Source organism: Halosegnis longus (assembly GCF_009663395.1).
GTDB lineage: Archaea > Halobacteriota > Halobacteria > Halobacteriales > Haloarculaceae > Halosegnis > Halosegnis longus.
Genome location: NZ_QKNW01000001.1, coordinates 207,375 through 224,061, shown reverse-complemented (window position 1 = coordinate 224,061; position 16,687 = coordinate 207,375). Strand labels below are relative to the sequence as shown.

Here is a 16,687-nt window from a genome sequence, read left to right as displayed (position 1 = left end):
ACAACCGGGAGGATACGACCGTGGTTCGCAATCTACCCCCGTTGTTCATTCGGGTGCGCGCCGGCGTCGTGGACGGCGACGCTCACGCGCTCTCGCATCGACTGAGGAACCGTGCTATCGGCTCGTCGACGCGCCGGCCGTCGTCTATCAACACGTCGTGTCCCCAGCCGTTGAGCCGTTCGTACCGACCCCCGAGCGCGTCTGCGGTGGTCGCAAACGCCGTCGTCGTGAAGAACGGGTCGGCGGTGCCCCCGACGACCAGACTCGGCACCGATAGCTCGGAGAGCCACGGCATCGCGTCAAACCTCGTTGCGACGGCGAGCGAGCGCCGAAACGCTTCGGTCGGGTGGTCGCGGAGCCGCTCGAAGGGCCGAATAGCCGGTGCCGTCAGCCGACTCCACCAGCCGCTGGTGACGGCGGCGAGTCCGGCGCGGTACACCTTCGCCCACTGCCCACCGCGGGCCCACGCGTCCCACGTTTCCAGTGACTCCCGTCCGTGTCTGGAGAGGCGAGCCGCGGCCAATGCCAGGGTGACCGACCGAACCCGGTCGTCGCCGCGTGCGAGTTCGAGCGCGACGAAGCCGCCCATTGAGACGCCGAGCAGGTCGACCGGCCCAAGCTCATCGAGGACAGCTCGGTAGCCGTCGGCCATCGCCGCTGCCGTCGCTGCTCCGCTCGCGGCCGGACGCGAGACGTACCACACCGTCCGCGGGACACCGGCTGCTGCACACGCCCTCGCCTGTCGGTAGCAGTAGCCGGATAGCACGCCGTCGAACCACGCCCGGCTGCCGGCCGGAAGGAGGGGGTCGTTCACGCCCGGAACGACGAGCAGCGGCGGGCCGGTTCCGTAGCTCACGTACGGATGTCCCGCCACCGTTCCGCGCCGAGGCAATGGGCCCATCGTCTCGTATCTCTCGGGGCGTGGCCAAAAGCAGTCTCCTCGGTCGGGTGGCGTGACACAATTCTTATTCGGTGGTGACGGCTACCCGGAGTATGAACGAGGAGCGGGTCCGTGACATCCTGCGCGGAGTCGAGGACCCAGCGCTGGGCGACGATATCGTCTCGTTGGGACTGGTCAACAGCATCGAACTCGACGGCGACGCCGTGACCGTCGACCTTGCGCTCGGGGCACCGTACTCGCCCGTCGAGACCGACATCGCAGACGAGGTGCGTGAACTGCTCGAAGCCGAGGGACTCGACGTCGAGCTTGCGGCCAACGTCGACCGGGGACTCGACCCCGACGAGGAGGTGCTTCCGGGCGTCGAGAACGTCATCGCAGTCTCCTCCGGTAAGGGTGGCGTCGGAAAGTCGACCGTCGCCGTCAACCTCGCGGCCGGCCTCGCGGACATGGGTGCGAGCGTCGGGCTGTTCGACGCCGACGTGTACGGCCCGAACGTCCCGCGGATGGTCGAGAGCGACGAGCGACCGCAGGCGACGCCGGACGAGACCATCGTCCCGCCCGAACGCTTCGGCATGAAGCTGATGAGCATGGCCTTCCTTGTCGGCGAGGACGACCCCGTCATCTGGCGCGGCCCGATGATTCACAAGCTCATCACCCAACTCGTTGAGGACGTGGAGTGGGGGCGACTCGACTACATGGTCGTCGACCTTCCGCCCGGGACGGGCGACACACAGCTCACGCTGCTCCAGTCGGTACCGATCTCGGGGTCGGTAATCGTGACGACGCCACAGGAGGTGGCGCTCGACGACGCGCGCAAGGGGCTGCGCATGTTCGGCAAGCACGACACCCCTGTGCTCGGTATCGTGGAGAACATGTCCGGGTTCAAGTGTCCCGACTGCGGGAACGTCCACGATATCTTCGGCTCCGGCGGCGGCCAGCGGTTCGCCGACGAGAACGACCTGCCGTTCCTCGGTGAGCTCCCCCTCGACCCCGACGTGCGCGAGGGTGGCGACACGGGACAGCCGGTCGTGCTGGACGACGAGAGCGACACGGGAGCGGCGTTCCGCAAGTTCGTCCGCGAGACGGCCGACATGCAGGGAATCGTCCACCGCCAGCGCACCGCGAACCGATGAGCGACGCCGACGAGTACCGCGAACTCCTGCGTGAGGTCGCCGAGGACGTGCGGGGGGATAGCTCCGAGTCCGAACAGCTCGCGGCGATTCTCTATCGCGTCTCAGACCTCTACGACGAGGAGGAAGACACCGACCCGCAGGACGTGTACCGGAACGTGAAAACGATCTTCGAGATCAAAGACCGAGGCACGCTGGCGCGCGATTGACTCGAGAGTGTCCGTCGTAGCGAACAGGCGACGCATCTGCGTTCCGAACCGGCGCGTCACACGGTTGCTGCCGCCGCGGTTGCCCGCGCTCCCGCCGTGACCGGTCCGGGCTGCTCGTCAACTCATGTCGGTGGTGGCCTCGGCTTCCGATTTGAATGCTCGTGTCGGACCAGAATCACTAATAGTCGCGCATTCTCGCTCTGGATAGATGTCTTCCAGAGTCCAGTTCCTCGTGGCCGGTGTCGTCGTCGGACTGCTTCTGACGGCTGTTCCGGTGAACGCGCTCCCCGGATTCAGCAATCACACAGGGCCACAGCAGGCACAGGTCACCGAGTTCGAGATACTCGACCGCGGGTGTCTGGACGAATTGACCGACTACAGCCGAAGCAGTCTGGGCGGCGGGCCGGGGTACGAATCCGTCGGAACGATTGCGACCGACAACAAGGACGCGAGCCTGTCGGCGCGCGTCGACAGAGTATCCGAGCAGGGTAGCGACCGTTCGACATTCGTGTTGCAAATCCGTTCCACGTCGGCGAATTCGACGGCGAGCGACTGTCGGCCAGGTGTCCAGTACCGCGTTGGCGTGTCGTTCTCTGGATCGAATCCGCCGGGGCTGTTTCCGGACGACCACGGCCATCGGCTGTTCACCCTAGAGAACGGGCGACCTGCGGGCTGTACTGCCTCGGTGACAGGGTCGCTCGCCGGCTGTCCTCGGCCGCTCCCGACTGAGGGGGCGTGGCAGCCGGCGACGGCGGCGTGATCAGCGGTGGCACACCGGCGTTCGGTTCGTGATGCTTAAGTGGGCAAGCCGAGTTCCTACACACGCACTCGATGCAGGGGCCGAGGCCCCGAGTCCAGGTCTGCTGGGCGAAGATACACGACCGCGTGTTGCGGTAGCCAAGTGGCCCAAGGCGCTGGGTTGCTAACTCAGTGGCGTAATGCCCCCGGGGTTCGAATCCCCGCCGCAACGCTCACCCACCCGATAATCACAGATATGAGCGCGGAAGAACCAGACACAGACGCCGAGGAAGACGAGGACATTCAGTACTTCGTCCGCATCGGCCAGACCGACCTCGACGGGACGAAGAGCGTCGAGCGGTCACTGATGGAGTTGAACGGAATCGGCCAGCGAACGGCCCGCATTGTCGCAGCCAAGGCAGACGTCGACCGCGACTCGGTCTTCGGCTCGCTCGACGAGGACGTCATCGCACGCGTCGTCGAGACCGTCGAGAATCTCGCCGACGAGATTCCCGAGTGGATGGTCAACCACCAGGACCACTACTTCACCGGCGAGTCGACCCACGAGTTCGGCAACGACCTCGAGATGACGCGTCGACGCGACATCAACCGCATGAAGATGATCGATTCGTACCGTGGCGTTCGACACAAACGCGGCCAGAAGGTCCGCGGACAGCGCACCAAGTCCACCGGTCGTACCGAGGGGACCATCGGTGTGAACGTCGAGGCAATCAAGGAACAGCAGGCTGAGGAAGCCGAGGGAGGTGAAGAGTAATGCCCCTCGGTTCGAACACGAAGTTCTACGAGACGCCGAACCACCCGTTCCAGGGCGAGCGCATCGACGACGAGGCGCGCACCCTCGAAACCTACGGGCTGAAGAACAAGGAGGAACTGTGGCGGGCACAGTCCGAGCTTCGCAGCTACCGACAGGAGGCGCGTGACCTGCTCGGCGACGCACAGGGCGACGCCGAAGTTGCCGCCGAGGCGGGCGCGGAGTTCCTCGCCCGGCTCAAGCGCTACGGCATCCTCGACGAGAACGAGAGCCTCGACGACGTGCTGTCGCTCGACCTGACCGACGTGCTCGAACGACGGCTCCAGACGGTCGTCTACCGCTCTGGACTGGCGAACACGCCGAACCAGGCGCGGCAGTTCATCAACCACGGCCACATCACGCTCGACGGCGCACGCGTTTCCACGCCGTCGATGAAAGTCGAATCCGGCGCATCGGACGACCTCGAGTACGAGGAGCGGAGTCCGCTCGCAGACGACCTGCACCCCGAGCGTGCAGGAGGTGACCAAGAATGAGTGACGAGAAATGGGGCGTCGCACACGTGTACGCCTCGTTCAACAACACGATCATCACAGTAACGGACGTGACCGGCGCGGAGACCATCGTGAAATCATCCGGTGGGACGGTCGTGAAACAAAACCGCGACGAGGCGTCGCCGTACGCGGCCATGCAGATGGCCGAGGCGGTCGCCGACGACATCCAGGAGGCCGGCATCACCGGACTGCACGTCCGCGTGCGCGGCCCCGGTGGGAACCTCAACAAGTCTCCGGGCCCCGGCGCGCAGGCGACGATTCGTGCGCTCGCACGCGCAGGGCTCGAAATCGGTCGCATCGAGGACGTAACTCCGATTCCGCACGACGGAACGCGCGCACCGAAGAACGCAGGGTTCTGAGATGAGCGAGGAGTACGCCGTAGAGTTCATCGAGCGGGGCGACACCGAGGCGCGGTTCCTCGTGCGCAATATCGAACCGGCGTTCGCCAACGGTATCCGCCGTGCGATGGTGGCCGACGTGCCGACGCTCTCGATCGACGAAGTGCGGGTCGTCGAGAACTCGTCGGTGATGTTCGACGAGCAGATCGCCCACCGACTCGGGATGGTCCCGCTGACCACGCCCCCGAGCGAGTTCGACGAGGACGATGTCGTCACGCTCGCCATCGACGTCGAGGGGCCGGACACGGCCTACTCGGGCGACCTCGTGTCGAGCGACGGACTCGTCGAGCCTGCCACCGACGGCATCCCCATTATCGAACTGAAGGAGGACCAGCGGCTCGAAGTCGAAGCCGACGCCGTCCTCGACACCGGAAAGTCCCACGCCAAACACCAGGGCGGCGTGGCCGTCGGTTACCGACATCTCCAGCGCGTGGAGGTCGTCGGCGACCGCGGCGAGTTCGAGGACGAAGAGCCGCAGGTCGTGCGCGGCGTCATCGAGGAGGATGGTGAACTCATCCCCGCCGAGGCGTTCGACAACGACCTGACGAACCGCTACGACGGCAAGGAGATCGAGGTCCACGACGTGCCGAACGCGTTCGTCTTCGAGGTGGAGACGGACGGGTCGATGAGCGTCGACGAGCTCGTGACCGAGGCCGTCGGCACACTCCGCGCTCGCGCGGACGAACTGGAATCCGCAGTCCAACTGTAAGATGACCACACACGCCCACACTTCGGTCGCGTCCGCTGGCTCTGTCAGCGGCGGCGACACCGAAGGGGTTACGTACGGGCGTGTGGTACGGTCGTCTGCCTGCAGGGATAGCCAAGTCAGGCCAAAGGCGCAGCGTTCAGGGCGCTGTCGTGTAGACGTTCGCAGGTTCGAATCCTGCTCCCTGCATCCATTTTCCTACCAGATGGAGAGTGATACCGAATGAGTAAGACAAATCCGAGACTTGATAGTCTCATCGCCGACCTCAAATCGACCGCCCGCAACGGCGGTGGAGACGTGTGGGCAGACCTCGCCGAGCGGCTGGAAAAGCCCCGGCGCACCCACGCGGAGGTCAACCTCGGTCGTATCGAGCGGTACGCCCGCGAGGACGAGACGGTACTCGTGCCGGGCAAGGTGCTCGGCTCCGGTGCGCTCCGCAAGGACGTCACCGTCGCCGCCGTCGACTTCTCCGGCTCCGCCGAGACGAAGATCGAGGCCGCTGGTGAGACCCAGACACTTGAGGAAGCGCTCGAGAACAACCCAGACGGCAACGACGTTCGGGTGATTCGATGAACACAGCAGAGTTCGACGCAGATCTCGTCGTCGACGCCCGCGACTGCATCGTCGGTCGCGTCGCGTCCAACGTCGCACAGCAGGCCCTCGACGGTGACCGCGTGGCTATCGTCAACGCCGAACGCGCCGTCATCACGGGGAACGAAGAGGCCACGATGGACGTGTACCGCACGCGCGCGGAGGTCGGCTCCGACAGCGGCCCCTACTACCCGAAGCGCCCGGACCGCATCTTCAAGCGAGCCGTGCGCGGCATGCTCCCGTACAAGACGACGAACGGCCGCGAGGCGTTCGAGAACGTCCGCGTCTACGTCGGGAATCCGCACGACGAGGAGGGTGAGGTGCTCGAGGGCACGTCGCTCGACCGACTGTCGAACATCAAATTCACCTCGCTCGCCGAGGTGTCCGAGGAACTTGGTGCAAACGTCACATGGTAACGAACACATCCGGCAAGAAGAAGACCGCCGTCGCACGGGCGACCGTCAGCGACGGCACTGGTAAGGTGCGCATCAACAGCCAGCCGGTCGAGTTGGTCGAACCGGAGCAGTCCCGGCTGAAGATGCTCGAACCGTTCCGCATCGCGGAGGCCGACCTCCGTGAGGATATCGACATCGACGTCGAAATCAGCGGCGGCGGCTTCGCCGGGCAGGCAGACGCCGCCCGGACAGCCATCGCGCGCGGGCTGGTCCAGCACAACAACGACGCCGAACTTCGCGACGCGTACCTCTCGTTCGACCGCTCGCTGCTGGTCAACGACGTGCGGCAGTCCGAATCGAAGAAGTGGGGCGGTCCCGGTGCGCGGGCTCGCTACCAGAAGTCCTACCGCTAGGTGATTCACACATGATGGTTCCAGTTCGGTGTTTCACGTGCGGCAAGGTCGTCGGTGAGCACTGGGAGGAGTTCAAAGAGCGCTCCCGCGAGGGCGACGAGAACCCCAAACAGGTGCTCGACGAGCTCGGCGTGGACCGCGCCTGCTGTCGACGCATGCTCGTCTCGCACAAAGACCTCGTCGACATCGTTGCTCCATACCAATGAAAACCGACAACCGATACGAGAAGGCCCGACTCCTCGGGGCACGCGCCCTGCAGGTGAGCTACGGTGCGCCCGTGCTCGTGGACACGAACCAGACCGAGCCGATCCTCATCGCGGCCGAGGAGTACGACGCCGGTGTGCTTCCGTTCACCGTGCGGCGAGGTGACGAGACGTGACGCTCATCACCGAGGTGCGGCTGCGAGAGATACTCGACTCGCGGGGGAATCCGACGGTCGAAGCCGAGGTCCGGACCGAGTCCGGCGGCTTCGGTCGCGCGGCGGCTCCGTCCGGAGCCTCGACCGGCGAGTACGAGGCCGTCGAACTCCCGGCCGAGGAGGCAATCGCGAACGCTCGCGAGCGCGCCGTCCCGCGTATCGAGGGACAGGTGTACGCCGGCGACCAGCGGACGGTCGACCGGACGCTCCACGGCGCGGACGGCACGGACGACTTCTCCGGCATCGGAGCCAACGTCGCCGTCGCCGTCTCGATGGCCGCAGCGAAGGCGGGGGCCGACATGCTCGGCGCGCCGCTGTACCAGCACCTCGGTGGTGCGTTCCGCGGCGACGGCTTCCCGACGCCGCTCGGGAACGTCGTCGGTGGCGGTGAACACGCCGCCGACGCGACGGACATCCAGGAATTCCTCGCCGCACCCGTCGGCGCACCCAGCGTGACGGATGCGGTGTTCGCGAACGCGGCCGTCCACGAGGCGGTCGCCGACCTGCTCGCCGAGCGTGACATCCCCGCAGCGAAGGGGGACGAGGGGGCGTGGGCCCCGTCGATCACCGACGAGGAGGCGTTCGCCATCGTCTCGGCCGCCATCGAGTCCGTCGAGGACGAGGTCGGCTTCGAGATTCGCATGGGGCTCGACGTGGCCGCGAGCGAACTGTTCGACGGCGAGCAGTACGTCTACGCGGACACGACGCGCACGCCAGACGAACAGATCGAGCACATCGCCGGACTGGCGAGCGACTACGACCTCGCGTACATCGAGGACCCGCTGGACGAAGACGACTACGAGGGCTTTGCCGAACTGACCGACCGCGTCTCCGACGAGACGCTGGTCTGTGGTGATGACCTGTTCGTCACCAACACGGAGCGGCTCGCGGCGGGTATCGAGGCCGGTGCGGCAAACTCGATTCTCGTCAAGCCGAACCAGATTGGCACGCTCTCGGACGCGTTCGACGCGATCGAACTCGCCCGTGAGAACGGCTACGACGCCGTCGTCTCCCACCGGAGCGGAGAGACGGAGGACACGACGATTGCACACCTCGCCGTCGCGACCGACGCCCCGTTCATCAAGACGGGCGCGGTCGGCGGTGAGCGAACCGCCAAGCTGAACGAACTAATCCGAATCGAGGCAAACGCATGAGCGACAACGACGAAGGTCTCGAAGCGGCCGAATCCGAGGTCGAGGAGGAGCCCACCGGCGAGACCGGTGCCGTTCCGTCCGAGGACCCGGAGCCGGTCGCCGAGACTGATGACACAGACGAATCGAGCGACGAGACACCGATGCTGGACGAGGACGTCATGCCGGACGACGAGGCAGACCTCCTCATCCCCGTCGAGGATTACCTGGCTGCTGGTGCCCACATCGGGACCCAGCAGAAGACCAAGTCGATGGAGCGGTTCATCCACCGGGTCCGCACGGACGGGCTGTACGTGCTCGACGTGTCCCAGACCGACAGCCGCATCCGCACCGCGGCGTCGTTCCTCTCGAACTACGAGCCGGAGCAGATTCTGGTCGCCTCCTCGCGCCAGTACGGTCGCTTCCCGGCCGAGAAGTTCGCCGAGGCCGTGGGCGCACGCGCCCGCACCGGCCGCTTCATCCCCGGCACCCTGACCAACCCCGACTACGACGGCTACATCGAGCCGGACGTGGTCGTGGTGACCGACCCCATCGGTGACGCCCAGGCAGTGAAGGAGGCAATCACCGTCGGTATCCCGGTCATCGCGATGTGCGACTCCAACAACACGACCTCGAACGTCGACCTCGTCGTCCCGACGAACAACAAGGGTCGAAAGGCGCTGTCGGTCGTCTACTGGCTGCTCGCCAACGAGACGCTCGACAAGCGCGGCGCGGAGCCGACGTACGCGCTCGAAGACTTCGAGACCGAACTGTAAGGCCGCGTTTCTACTTTCTCGCGCCCGACAGCGGTAGCTCCTGCAGATACGCGTACAGCAGGTCATCGGGAAGCGTCGCGTGCCACGCTGCCCCGTCTGTCGGCGTCCCCGTCGCTCGCGCCGAGAAGACGGCGAACGGCTGCGGCAGCGGGTCGCGGTCGGTCCAGTCGCTGAGATACCGGACGTGGATGTGGGACAAGCCGGTGAGCGAGACGTTCAGTCCGTACTCGCGGACCGCGGTCTCTGCACACTCGACGTACTCCTGTCCGGGACGGCAGGTGGCTGCCGGCTCGGCCCACCCCTCGTCGGTGTCGACCAGCAGAACGCGACCGTCGGGGTCACGAACCCACGCACCTGCGCCCCCGGGCCCGTCGAAGGCGGCCGCGCGTTCACGCAGGCGGTCGTACACGTCTGGCTCGACCTCGCGGCGTTCACCGACCACGTCGACATTCCCGTACTCGGCGGCCAGCTCCGAGAGGGTGCGGTCGAGATGGCGGCGGGCATCGAGGACGGACACGGCGACAGTTACGGCGGCGGCGGCTTAGTCCTGTTCCAGCGCGTATCGAACACACTTAACCCGAGCGCGGAGTCACGACGAGATATGACAACATCGAGTGCTCCCGGCAAGGTGTATCTGTTCGGGGAGCACGCCGTCGTCTACGGGGAGCCGGCGGTGCCGTGTGCCGTCGGTCGGCGAGCGCGCGTCACCGTCGAGGAACGCGACGACGACCGCATCCGCGTCGAGGCGGAGGACCTCTCGCTGGACGGGTTCACCGTCACCTACGGCGACGACCCGGACGACGCCGACGTGAACGTCCCCGGCGACCTCGTGGCGGCCGCGACGGGGTACGTCGACGGCGCGGTCGCACAGGCGCGCGACGCCGCGGACGCGCCCGACGCCGGCTTCTCCGTTACTATCGAGTCGGATATCCCGCTCGGTGCGGGACTCGGGTCGTCGGCCGCCGTCGCCGTCGCCGGCATCGACGCCGCGACGCGTGAACTCGGCGTCGAACTCTCGGCGACCGAACTTGCCGACCGCGCCTACCGCGTCGAACACGAGGTGCAGGAGGGGCAGGCCTCGCGGGCCGACACCTTCTGCTCGGCGATGGGCGGGGCCGTCCGCGTCGAGGGCGACGACTGCAAGCGACTGCCGGACCCGCCGGACCTCCCGTTCGTCGTCGGCTACGACGGTGGTGCCGGCAACACCGGCGAGCTCGTCGCCGGCGTGCGCGACCTCCGCGAGCAGTACGAGTTCGCCGCCGACACCGTCGCGTCGATCGGCGACCTCGTGCGAGAAGGCGAGCGCGCGCTCCGCGACGACGACGTCGCCCGGATCGGTGAACTGATGGACTTCAACCACGGGTTGCTCTCCGCGCTCGGCGTTTCGGCGCGGTCGCTGGACGCGATGGTGTGGGGTGCCCGCGGCGCGGGGGCGATGGGGGCGAAGCTGACGGGAGCCGGCGGTGGCGGCTGTGTCGTCGCGCTCGACGAGAGCGACGCAACCCTGACCGCCCTCGAGTACACGACGGCCTGCGAGACGGCGTTCCGCGCCGAACTCGACACGGAGGGCGTTCGCCGTGAGTAGCCCGACGATTCTCAAGCTCGGGGGGAGCGTCGTCACCGACAAGGACGAACCAGAGACCGTCGCGACCGAGTCACTGGCGCGACTCGCTGCCGACATCGCTGCGTTCGACGACCCGCTCGTCGTCGTCCACGGCGGCGGGAGCTTCGGCCACCACCACGCTAGCCGACACGGTATCTCCCGGACCGACGGGAGCCGCGACGCGCAGGCGGCCCGCGATATCACGAACGCGATGCGAACCCTCAACGACGCCGTGGTCGCGGCGCTCGCTGACGCCGGCGTGCCTGCCGTCCCCGTCCACCCGCTCTCGGTGGCCGCACGCGACACCGACGGCGACCTCACGCTCCCGACCGCGAGTGTCGAGACGATGCTCGATTCGGGCTTCGTCCCCGTGCTCCACGGCGACGTGGTCGCCCACGCTGGTGAGGGCGTGACCATCCTCTCGGGCGATGAACTGGTCGTCTCACTGGCCGAATCACTGGGGGCAGAGCGTGTCGGCCTCTGTTCTGCCGTACCGGGCGTCCTCGACAACGAGGAGAACGTCATTCCGACCATCGAGGCGTTCGACGACGTGGCCCACGTCCTCGGCGGGAGCGAGTCGACGGACGTGACCGGCGGGATGGCGGCGAAGGTGCGGGAGCTGCTCGCGCTCGACTCGCCGGCGTACATCTTCGACGCCGCGGGTGTCGGTCCCTTCCTCGCCGGCGAGCGGCCGGGGACGCGCATCGGCTAGGCGAGTGTCAAGATTCAACTGAGTGCCACGAGCAGTCGGCGTATGCACGACGGTGACCCGCGGTGAATCCGCTCCTCCTGATTCTCGGCGTCCTCGGCGTTGGTATCGGTGGCTACCTCTGTTACTCGGGCTGGCAGACGCGCGCGACGCGAAATCTCATCGAGTCGACCGAGACGACCGAGCTTCTCCAACTCACTCCGGGACCGGTCGAGGTCGTGGGCGAAAGCGAGGCGACGGACGACGGACTGTTTCCCGCGCCCTTCACCGACGACGAGGTCGTCGCGGCCTCGTGGGAAATCGAGGAGTGGGAAGAGTCGGGGAAACACTCCTCGTGGCGCACGGAGGGATCGGGGTCGTACGCGACGGCGTTTTATCTGGACGACGGAACCGACCGCGTGCTCGTGCGCCCGGAGGATGCGACCCTGGAGTTCGACCCCGCCGGCCGGTGGGAGCGGGAAATCGGCGTCGACGAGCCGCTGCCGGACCCGATACGGGAGTTTCTCGCGATGGACTCGACGCCCGGCGGGCCGAGTGAGGCGTTCATCAAGGCGCTGGATTTCGGCCAGCAGGTCGGGGACCGACGCTACACGCAACACACCATCGAGGCGGGCGAACAGGTGTACGTGCTCGGGACGGCGACCCGCGTCGGAGCCCAGTCGTTCGGCGCGAACGACTTCGAAATCGTCGCGAGCGCGGACGACGGTCACCGCGACGCCGAGCGATTCATCGTCTCGAACCGCTCTGAGTCCGACCTCATCGACGCACAGTCCTCGTCGGCGCGGTGGCGACTGGTCGGCGGCGTTCTCGTGACGCTGCTCGGCGTCGGGTTGCTTGCGGCCGGCGTCGTCGCCTGACCCGACCGACGACCCACGACACTTTTACGGCTGGCCACGAGAGTGACAGGTAACCGAGACGCGGTCGCCCCGGACCAAGCGGGCGACCGGCTTCGACAGTCGTGGACGGCTGGCTTTCGGGCCACCGTTCCGGTCGACTGTCACCCGCGCGTGCCGTATCGGACGACAGTTGCGGGTACTCGCCGGTCGCACTCGTGGCGGCCCCTCGGAGGTAAATCTATGGAAATCGATATTGCAACAATCGGCGGCTACGAGGAAGTGGGTCGGCAGATGACTGCCGTCCGCGCTGGCGACGACATCGTCATCTTCGACATGGGGCTGAACCTGTCGAAGGTCCTCATCCACGACAACGTAGAGACGGAACGAATGCACAGCCTCGACCTCATCGACATGGGGGCGATTCCTGACGACCGCGTCATGAGCGACCTCGAGGGTGACGTGCAGGCTATCGTGCCGACGCACGGCCACCTCGACCACATCGGTGCCATCTCGAAGCTGGCACACCGGTACGACGCACCCATCGTCGCCTCGCCGTTCACTATCGAACTGGTGAAACAGCAGATCGAGGGCGAACAGAAGTTCGGCGTCAACAACGACCTCCAGAAGATGGAGGCGGGCGAGATGCTCGAAATCGGTGACTCCGGCAACGTCCAACTGGAGTTCGTCAACGTCACCCACTCCATCATCGACGCGATCAATCCGGTCGTCCACACGCCCGAGGGCGCGGTCGTCTACGGGCTGGACAAGCGGATGGACCACACGCCGGTCATCGGCGACCCGATCGACATGGACCGGTTCCGAGAGATCGGCCGCGAGGGCAACGGCGTGCTCGCGTATATCGAGGACTGTACCAACGCCGGTCGCAAGGGCCGCACGCCCTCCGAGTCGACCGCCCGCGGTCACCTGAAGGACGTGATGGGGTCCATCGAGGACTACGACGGCGGTATCGTCGCCACCACGTTCTCCTCTCACATCGCGCGCGTCTCCTCGCTCGTCGAGTTCGCCAAGGACATGGGCCGCCAGCCGGTCCTGCTCGGCCGCTCGATGGAGAAGTACTCCGGCACGGCAGAGCGGCTCGGCTTCGTTGACTTCCCCGACGACGTGGGGATGTACGGCCACCGCAAGTCCGTCGACCGGACGTTCAAGCGAATCATGAACGAGGGGAAGGAGAACTTCCTCCCCATCGTGACGGGCCACCAGGGCGAGCCGCGTGCAATGCTCACCCGGATGGGTCGCGGCGAGACGCCGTACCAGCTCGACGAGGGTGACAAGGTGCTGTTCTCTGCCCGCGTCATCCCGGAGCCGACCAACGAGGGGCAGCGCTACCAGTCCGAGAAGCTGCTCGGCATGCAGGGTGCCCGCATCTACGACGACATCCACGTCTCGGGCCACCTCCGCGAGGAGGGCCACTACCAGATGCTCGACGCGCTCGAACCCCAGAACGTCATCCCGGCCCACCAGGACATGAAAGGCTTCGCGCCGTACGTGGACCTCGCGGCCAAGAAGGGGTACACGCTCGGACGTGACCTCCACGTAACGCGCAACGGCAACATCATCAACCTGGTCGAATGAGCTGCAAAGAGCGCGTCCGCGCGGCTGTCGAAGCCCGTCGCGAGGAGGTGAACGACGCGATTGACGAACAGCTACCGCTGGCGCGACCCGAGCGGCTCTACGAGGCCTCCCGGTATCTCCTCACCGCCGGTGGGAAGCGCCTGCGACCGACGCTGCTGTTGCTCGTCGCGGAGGCGCTCACCGACACCGACCCGCAGACCCAGCCGTACCGGTCGTTCCCGGACCTCACCGACGAGCCGGTCGACCTGATGAGCGGTGCCGTCTCCATCGAGGTCATCCAGTCGTTCACGCTCATCCACGACGACATCATGGACGACGACGACCTCCGTCGCGGGGTCCCGTCGGTCCACCGCGAGTACGACGTTGGCACGGCCATCCTCGCCGGGGACACGCTCTACTCGAAGGCCTTCGAGTACATGCTGGAGACCGGCGCACCACCGGACCGACAGGTCCGCGCGCTCGATGAACTCGCGACCACCTGCACCGAAATCTGTGAGGGGCAGGCGTTCGACGTGGAGTTCGAGGGGCGCGGCGACGTGACCACCGACGAGTACATGGAGATGGTGGAGCTGAAGACCGCCGTTCTGTACGCTGCTGCGGCCGCCATCCCGGCCATCCTGTTGGGTGCCGACGACGAGACCGTCGACGCACTCCACCAGTACGGCATCGACATCGGGCGCGCGTTCCAGATTCACGACGACGTGCTCGATCTGACGACGCCCTCCGAGAAGCTGGGCAAACAGCGCGGCTCCGACCTCGTCGAGGGCAAACGGACCGCGATTACGCTCCACGCCCGCGAGCAGGGCGTCGACATCGAGAGTCTGGTCGACACCGACGACCCCGAGGCCGTCACCGAGGCGACCATCGACGAGGCCGTCGCGGAACTCGAATCCGTCGGCTCGATTCAGTTCGCCAGCGACCTCGCCGAGGAACACGTCGAGAACGGGAAACAGCGGCTCCAGCGGCTCCCCGACAACGAGGCGCGGTCGCTGCTCGAGGATATCGCGGACTTCCTCATCACCCGGGAGTACTGACGGCGAACCCACGCCCTTTTCGCGCCCGCGGGTCAGGTACCGATAATGGACGAGGACCTCCGCGAGCGAGTCGAACGCGAGGCCGAGCGGGCCGCGCTGTTCAACGCGCTCAAACACGGTAGCGACGCACAGGTCGGGGCCATCATGGGGCCGCTGCTGGGCGAGAATCCGGACTTCCGCGAGCACGGCGACCAGATTCCGGGCGTCATCGCGCCGGTCATCGAACGCGTGAACGGGCTCGAGGAGTCGGCAAAGCGCGACCGCCTCGAAGCACTCGACCCCGAGGCCGTCGCCGAACTCGACGCCGACGACGAGGAGGACGAACACGACCTGCCTGACCTCTCGAACACCGAAGACGGCGTGAAGATGCGGGCCGCGCCGAATCCGAACGGCCCGTGGCACATCGGCCACGCGCGGATGCCTGCCGTCATCGGCACCTACGCCGAGCGGTACGACGGTGAGTTCATCGTCCGCTTTGACGACACCGACCCGGAGACGAAGCGTCCGGACCTCGATGCTTACGACGCCATCCTCGAGGATATCGAGTATCTCGGCTTCGAGCCGAGCGAGGTGTACCGCGCCAGCGACCGGCTGGACATCTACTACGAGCACGCCCGCGAGCTCATCGACGCCGGCGGTGCCTACACCTGTACCTGCCCGCAGGGGGAGTTTTCCGAGCTGAAGAATAGCGGCGAGGCCTGCCCGCACCGCGAGAAGGACGCCGGGACGGTCCACGAGGAGTTCGACGCGATGGTCGACGGCGAGTACGAGTCGGGCGATATCGTCCTGCGCGTGCGCACCGACATCGAGCACAAAAATCCTGCACTGCGCGATTTCGTCGCTTTCCGGATGATAGACACGCCACACCCGCGCGAGGAAGCCGCCGACTACCGGTGTTGGCCCATGCTCGACTTCCAGTCCGGCATCGACGACCACCTGACGGGCGTCACCCACATCATCCGCGGTATCGACCTGCAGGACTCGGCGAAGAAACAGCGGTTCGTCTACGACTACTTCGGCTGGGAGTACCCCGAGGTGGTCCACTGGGGCCACGTGCAGGTGGACGCCTACGACGTGAAACTCTCCACCTCGACGCTGAAGGAGAAAATCGAGGCCGGCGAGTACGACGGCTGGGACGACCCCCGCGTGCCGACCATCAAGTCGCTGCGCCGCCGGGGCATTCGCGGCCAGGCCATCGTCGACGCGATGGTCGAACTCGGCACCTCCACCTCCGACGTAGACCTCCCGATGTCGAACATCTACGCGCACAACCGCGAACTGGTGGACGACGAGACGGACCGCGCCTTCGCCGTCCGCGAGGGCGTCCGCTTCGAAATCGCCGGCGGTCCCGGCTCCGCGCACCCGCCGGTCCACCCCGACCACGAGGACAGAGGCGAGCGCGACATCCCGGTCGGCGATTCGGTCATGCTCGAACCCGACGACGTGCCGGCGGTCGGCGAGCGCGTCTGGCTCAAGGGGTTCGGGCCGTTCGGGCGCGAGGGCGACACGCTCGTGTACACCGACGAGTCCATCGACATCGTGCGCGAGAAGGACGTGCCGGTCGTCCACTGGGTGCCGACCGACGGCTCCGTCTCGGTCCGGATGCGGACGATGGACGGTGACGTGGCCTGCTTCGGCGAGCCGGCTATCGAATCCTACGAGGAAGACGACCTGCTCCAGTTCGAGCGCATCGGCTTCGTCCGCATCGACGAACAGACCGACCGCGAGACGGTCGTCTACTTCACCCACGAGTAACGCCTCAGTAGTCGGTTATTTTACCTCGG

22 protein-coding genes and 2 tRNA genes are annotated in these 16,687 nt (G+C 66.5%); 22 read left to right on the top strand and 2 right to left on the bottom strand.

Annotation, left to right across the window (positions count from 1 at the left end; all coding sequences use genetic code 11):
• Window positions 1-82 precede the first annotated feature (82 nt).
• Complete coding sequence (locus tag DM818_RS01195) at window positions 83-856, bottom strand: alpha/beta fold hydrolase (RefSeq protein ID WP_159436318.1); 774 nt, start codon at window positions 854-856, stop codon at window positions 83-85.
• A 137-nt stretch (window positions 857-993) separates the two neighbouring features.
• Between DM818_RS01195 and DM818_RS01190 the strand changes: the two genes are divergently transcribed.
• From DM818_RS01190 to rpsB, 16 genes are all read left to right on the top strand, one after another.
• The gene (locus DM818_RS01190; RefSeq protein ID WP_075936074.1) at window positions 994-2,034 is read left to right on the top strand and encodes an Mrp/NBP35 family ATP-binding protein; all 1,041 of its coding nucleotides are present in this window, start codon (window positions 994-996) and stop codon (window positions 2,032-2,034) included.
• Window positions 2,031-2,240, top strand: a complete 210-nt coding sequence (locus tag DM818_RS01185; RefSeq protein ID WP_075936075.1) for a hypothetical protein — start codon at window positions 2,031-2,033, stop codon at window positions 2,238-2,240. The genes DM818_RS01190 and DM818_RS01185 overlap by 4 nt, the downstream gene beginning before the upstream one ends.
• A 208-nt stretch (window positions 2,241-2,448) precedes the next feature.
• Window positions 2,449-3,000 (top strand): hypothetical protein, encoded by a 552-nt coding sequence (locus DM818_RS01180; RefSeq protein ID WP_123123983.1) that lies wholly within the window; start codon window positions 2,449-2,451, stop codon window positions 2,998-3,000.
• 127 nt (window positions 3,001-3,127) lie between these two features.
• Window positions 3,128-3,210: transfer RNA gene (locus DM818_RS01175), tRNA-Ser, on the top strand.
• Window positions 3,211-3,234: 24 nt separating this feature from the next.
• Window positions 3,235-3,753 (top strand): 30S ribosomal protein S13, encoded by a 519-nt coding sequence (locus tag DM818_RS01170; protein ID WP_075936077.1) that lies wholly within the window; start codon window positions 3,235-3,237, stop codon window positions 3,751-3,753.
• A complete protein-coding gene (locus DM818_RS01165; protein WP_075936078.1) occupies window positions 3,753-4,283 on the top strand; it encodes a 30S ribosomal protein S4 in 531 nt (176 codons plus the stop codon). Before DM818_RS01170 ends, DM818_RS01165 begins: the two co-directional genes overlap by 1 nt.
• Window positions 4,280-4,660 (top strand): 30S ribosomal protein S11, encoded by a 381-nt coding sequence (locus DM818_RS01160; RefSeq protein ID WP_075936079.1) that lies wholly within the window; start codon window positions 4,280-4,282, stop codon window positions 4,658-4,660. Before DM818_RS01165 ends, DM818_RS01160 begins: the two co-directional genes overlap by 4 nt.
• Window position 4,661: 1 nt before the next feature.
• Window positions 4,662-5,408, top strand: coding sequence for a DNA-directed RNA polymerase subunit D (locus tag DM818_RS01155; RefSeq protein ID WP_123123984.1), 747 nt, complete (start codon window positions 4,662-4,664; stop codon window positions 5,406-5,408).
• Between the two features lie 101 nt (window positions 5,409-5,509).
• Window positions 5,510-5,594, top strand: a tRNA-Leu gene (locus DM818_RS01150).
• A 33-nt stretch (window positions 5,595-5,627) separates the two neighbouring features.
• Window positions 5,628-5,978, top strand: coding sequence for a 50S ribosomal protein L18e (locus DM818_RS01145; RefSeq protein WP_075936081.1), 351 nt, complete (start codon window positions 5,628-5,630; stop codon window positions 5,976-5,978).
• The gene (locus tag DM818_RS01140) at window positions 5,975-6,412 is read left to right on the top strand and encodes a 50S ribosomal protein L13 (RefSeq protein WP_075936082.1); all 438 of its coding nucleotides are present in this window, start codon (window positions 5,975-5,977) and stop codon (window positions 6,410-6,412) included. The genes DM818_RS01145 and DM818_RS01140 overlap by 4 nt, the downstream gene beginning before the upstream one ends.
• Window positions 6,406-6,804: a 30S ribosomal protein S9 gene (locus DM818_RS01135; protein WP_075936083.1), complete on the top strand. Its 399-nt coding sequence runs from the start codon at window positions 6,406-6,408 to the stop codon at window positions 6,802-6,804. The genes DM818_RS01140 and DM818_RS01135 overlap by 7 nt, the downstream gene beginning before the upstream one ends.
• Before the next feature lie 11 nt (window positions 6,805-6,815).
• Entirely contained in the window at window positions 6,816-7,010 is a 195-nt protein-coding gene (locus DM818_RS01130) for a DNA-directed RNA polymerase subunit N (protein ID WP_075936084.1), read from the top strand.
• Window positions 7,007-7,183, top strand: coding sequence for a DNA-directed RNA polymerase subunit K (locus DM818_RS01125; RefSeq protein WP_123123985.1), 177 nt, complete (start codon window positions 7,007-7,009; stop codon window positions 7,181-7,183). Before DM818_RS01130 ends, DM818_RS01125 begins: the two co-directional genes overlap by 4 nt.
• Complete coding sequence (gene eno / locus DM818_RS01120) at window positions 7,180-8,376, top strand: phosphopyruvate hydratase (protein WP_123123986.1); 1,197 nt, start codon at window positions 7,180-7,182, stop codon at window positions 8,374-8,376. The genes DM818_RS01125 and eno overlap by 4 nt, the downstream gene beginning before the upstream one ends.
• Window positions 8,373-9,128: a 30S ribosomal protein S2 gene (gene rpsB / locus DM818_RS01115; protein WP_075936087.1), complete on the top strand. Its 756-nt coding sequence runs from the start codon at window positions 8,373-8,375 to the stop codon at window positions 9,126-9,128. Before eno ends, rpsB begins: the two co-directional genes overlap by 4 nt.
• A 10-nt stretch (window positions 9,129-9,138) precedes the next feature.
• Here the strand turns inward: rpsB and DM818_RS01110 are convergent, their stop codons facing one another.
• A complete protein-coding gene (locus DM818_RS01110; RefSeq protein WP_075936088.1) occupies window positions 9,139-9,645 on the bottom strand; it encodes a hypothetical protein in 507 nt (168 codons plus the stop codon).
• A gap of 84 nt (window positions 9,646-9,729) precedes the next feature.
• On the opposite strand from DM818_RS01110, the gene mvk reads away from it, so the two are divergent.
• The 6 genes from mvk (at window position 9,730) to DM818_RS01080 (ending at window position 16,658) form a co-directional block, all read left to right on the top strand.
• On the top strand, window positions 9,730-10,713 hold the full coding sequence (gene mvk, locus DM818_RS01105; RefSeq protein WP_075936089.1) for a mevalonate kinase: 984 nt from the start codon (window positions 9,730-9,732) through the stop codon (window positions 10,711-10,713).
• On the top strand, window positions 10,706-11,443 hold the full coding sequence (locus DM818_RS01100) for an isopentenyl phosphate kinase (RefSeq protein WP_143823759.1): 738 nt from the start codon (window positions 10,706-10,708) through the stop codon (window positions 11,441-11,443). The genes mvk and DM818_RS01100 overlap by 8 nt, the downstream gene beginning before the upstream one ends.
• A 62-nt stretch (window positions 11,444-11,505) precedes the next feature.
• Window positions 11,506-12,297 carry a GIDE domain-containing protein gene (locus DM818_RS01095; RefSeq protein WP_123123987.1) on the top strand — a complete coding sequence of 264 codons (792 nt, stop codon included), beginning with the start codon at window positions 11,506-11,508 and terminating at the stop codon, window positions 12,295-12,297.
• Between the two features lie 219 nt (window positions 12,298-12,516).
• Window positions 12,517-13,869: a ribonuclease J gene (locus DM818_RS01090; RefSeq protein ID WP_123123988.1), complete on the top strand. Its 1,353-nt coding sequence runs from the start codon at window positions 12,517-12,519 to the stop codon at window positions 13,867-13,869.
• Window positions 13,866-14,903 carry a geranylfarnesyl diphosphate synthase gene (gene idsA3 / locus DM818_RS01085; RefSeq protein WP_123123989.1) on the top strand — a complete coding sequence of 346 codons (1,038 nt, stop codon included), beginning with the start codon at window positions 13,866-13,868 and terminating at the stop codon, window positions 14,901-14,903. Before DM818_RS01090 ends, idsA3 begins: the two co-directional genes overlap by 4 nt.
• 45 nt (window positions 14,904-14,948) lie before the next feature.
• Window positions 14,949-16,658 carry a glutamate--tRNA ligase gene (locus tag DM818_RS01080; RefSeq protein WP_123123990.1) on the top strand — a complete coding sequence of 570 codons (1,710 nt, stop codon included), beginning with the start codon at window positions 14,949-14,951 and terminating at the stop codon, window positions 16,656-16,658.
• Window positions 16,659-16,687 lie beyond the last annotated feature (29 nt).

What these genes read in the sequence shown, in the direction of transcription:
- DM818_RS01130 (WP_075936084.1), top strand. Translation starts at nt 6,816, where the DNA reads ATGATGGTTCCAGTTCGGTGTTTCACGTGCGGCAAGGTCGTCGGTGAG.
- DM818_RS01080 (WP_123123990.1), top strand. Translation starts at nt 14,949, where the DNA reads ATGGACGAGGACCTCCGCGAGCGAGTCGAACGCGAGGCCGAGCGGGCC.
- DM818_RS01145 (WP_075936081.1), top strand. Translation starts at nt 5,628, where the DNA reads ATGAGTAAGACAAATCCGAGACTTGATAGTCTCATCGCCGACCTCAAA.
- DM818_RS01125 (WP_123123985.1), top strand. Translation starts at nt 7,007, where the DNA reads ATGAAAACCGACAACCGATACGAGAAGGCCCGACTCCTCGGGGCACGC.
- DM818_RS01190 (WP_075936074.1), top strand. Translation starts at nt 994, where the DNA reads ATGAACGAGGAGCGGGTCCGTGACATCCTGCGCGGAGTCGAGGACCCA.
- idsA3 (WP_123123989.1), top strand. Translation starts at nt 13,866, where the DNA reads ATGAGCTGCAAAGAGCGCGTCCGCGCGGCTGTCGAAGCCCGTCGCGAG.
- mvk (WP_075936089.1), top strand. Translation starts at nt 9,730, where the DNA reads ATGACAACATCGAGTGCTCCCGGCAAGGTGTATCTGTTCGGGGAGCAC.
- DM818_RS01140 (WP_075936082.1), top strand. Translation starts at nt 5,975, where the DNA reads ATGAACACAGCAGAGTTCGACGCAGATCTCGTCGTCGACGCCCGCGAC.
- DM818_RS01165 (WP_075936078.1), top strand. Translation starts at nt 3,753, where the DNA reads ATGCCCCTCGGTTCGAACACGAAGTTCTACGAGACGCCGAACCACCCG.
- DM818_RS01180 (WP_123123983.1), top strand. Translation starts at nt 2,449, where the DNA reads ATGTCTTCCAGAGTCCAGTTCCTCGTGGCCGGTGTCGTCGTCGGACTG.
- rpsB (WP_075936087.1), top strand. Translation starts at nt 8,373, where the DNA reads ATGAGCGACAACGACGAAGGTCTCGAAGCGGCCGAATCCGAGGTCGAG.
- DM818_RS01155 (WP_123123984.1), top strand. Translation starts at nt 4,662, where the DNA reads ATGAGCGAGGAGTACGCCGTAGAGTTCATCGAGCGGGGCGACACCGAG.
- DM818_RS01170 (WP_075936077.1), top strand. Translation starts at nt 3,235, where the DNA reads ATGAGCGCGGAAGAACCAGACACAGACGCCGAGGAAGACGAGGACATT.
- DM818_RS01135 (WP_075936083.1), top strand. Translation starts at nt 6,406, where the DNA reads ATGGTAACGAACACATCCGGCAAGAAGAAGACCGCCGTCGCACGGGCG.
- DM818_RS01090 (WP_123123988.1), top strand. Translation starts at nt 12,517, where the DNA reads ATGGAAATCGATATTGCAACAATCGGCGGCTACGAGGAAGTGGGTCGG.
- DM818_RS01160 (WP_075936079.1), top strand. Translation starts at nt 4,280, where the DNA reads ATGAGTGACGAGAAATGGGGCGTCGCACACGTGTACGCCTCGTTCAAC.
- DM818_RS01185 (WP_075936075.1), top strand. Translation starts at nt 2,031, where the DNA reads ATGAGCGACGCCGACGAGTACCGCGAACTCCTGCGTGAGGTCGCCGAG.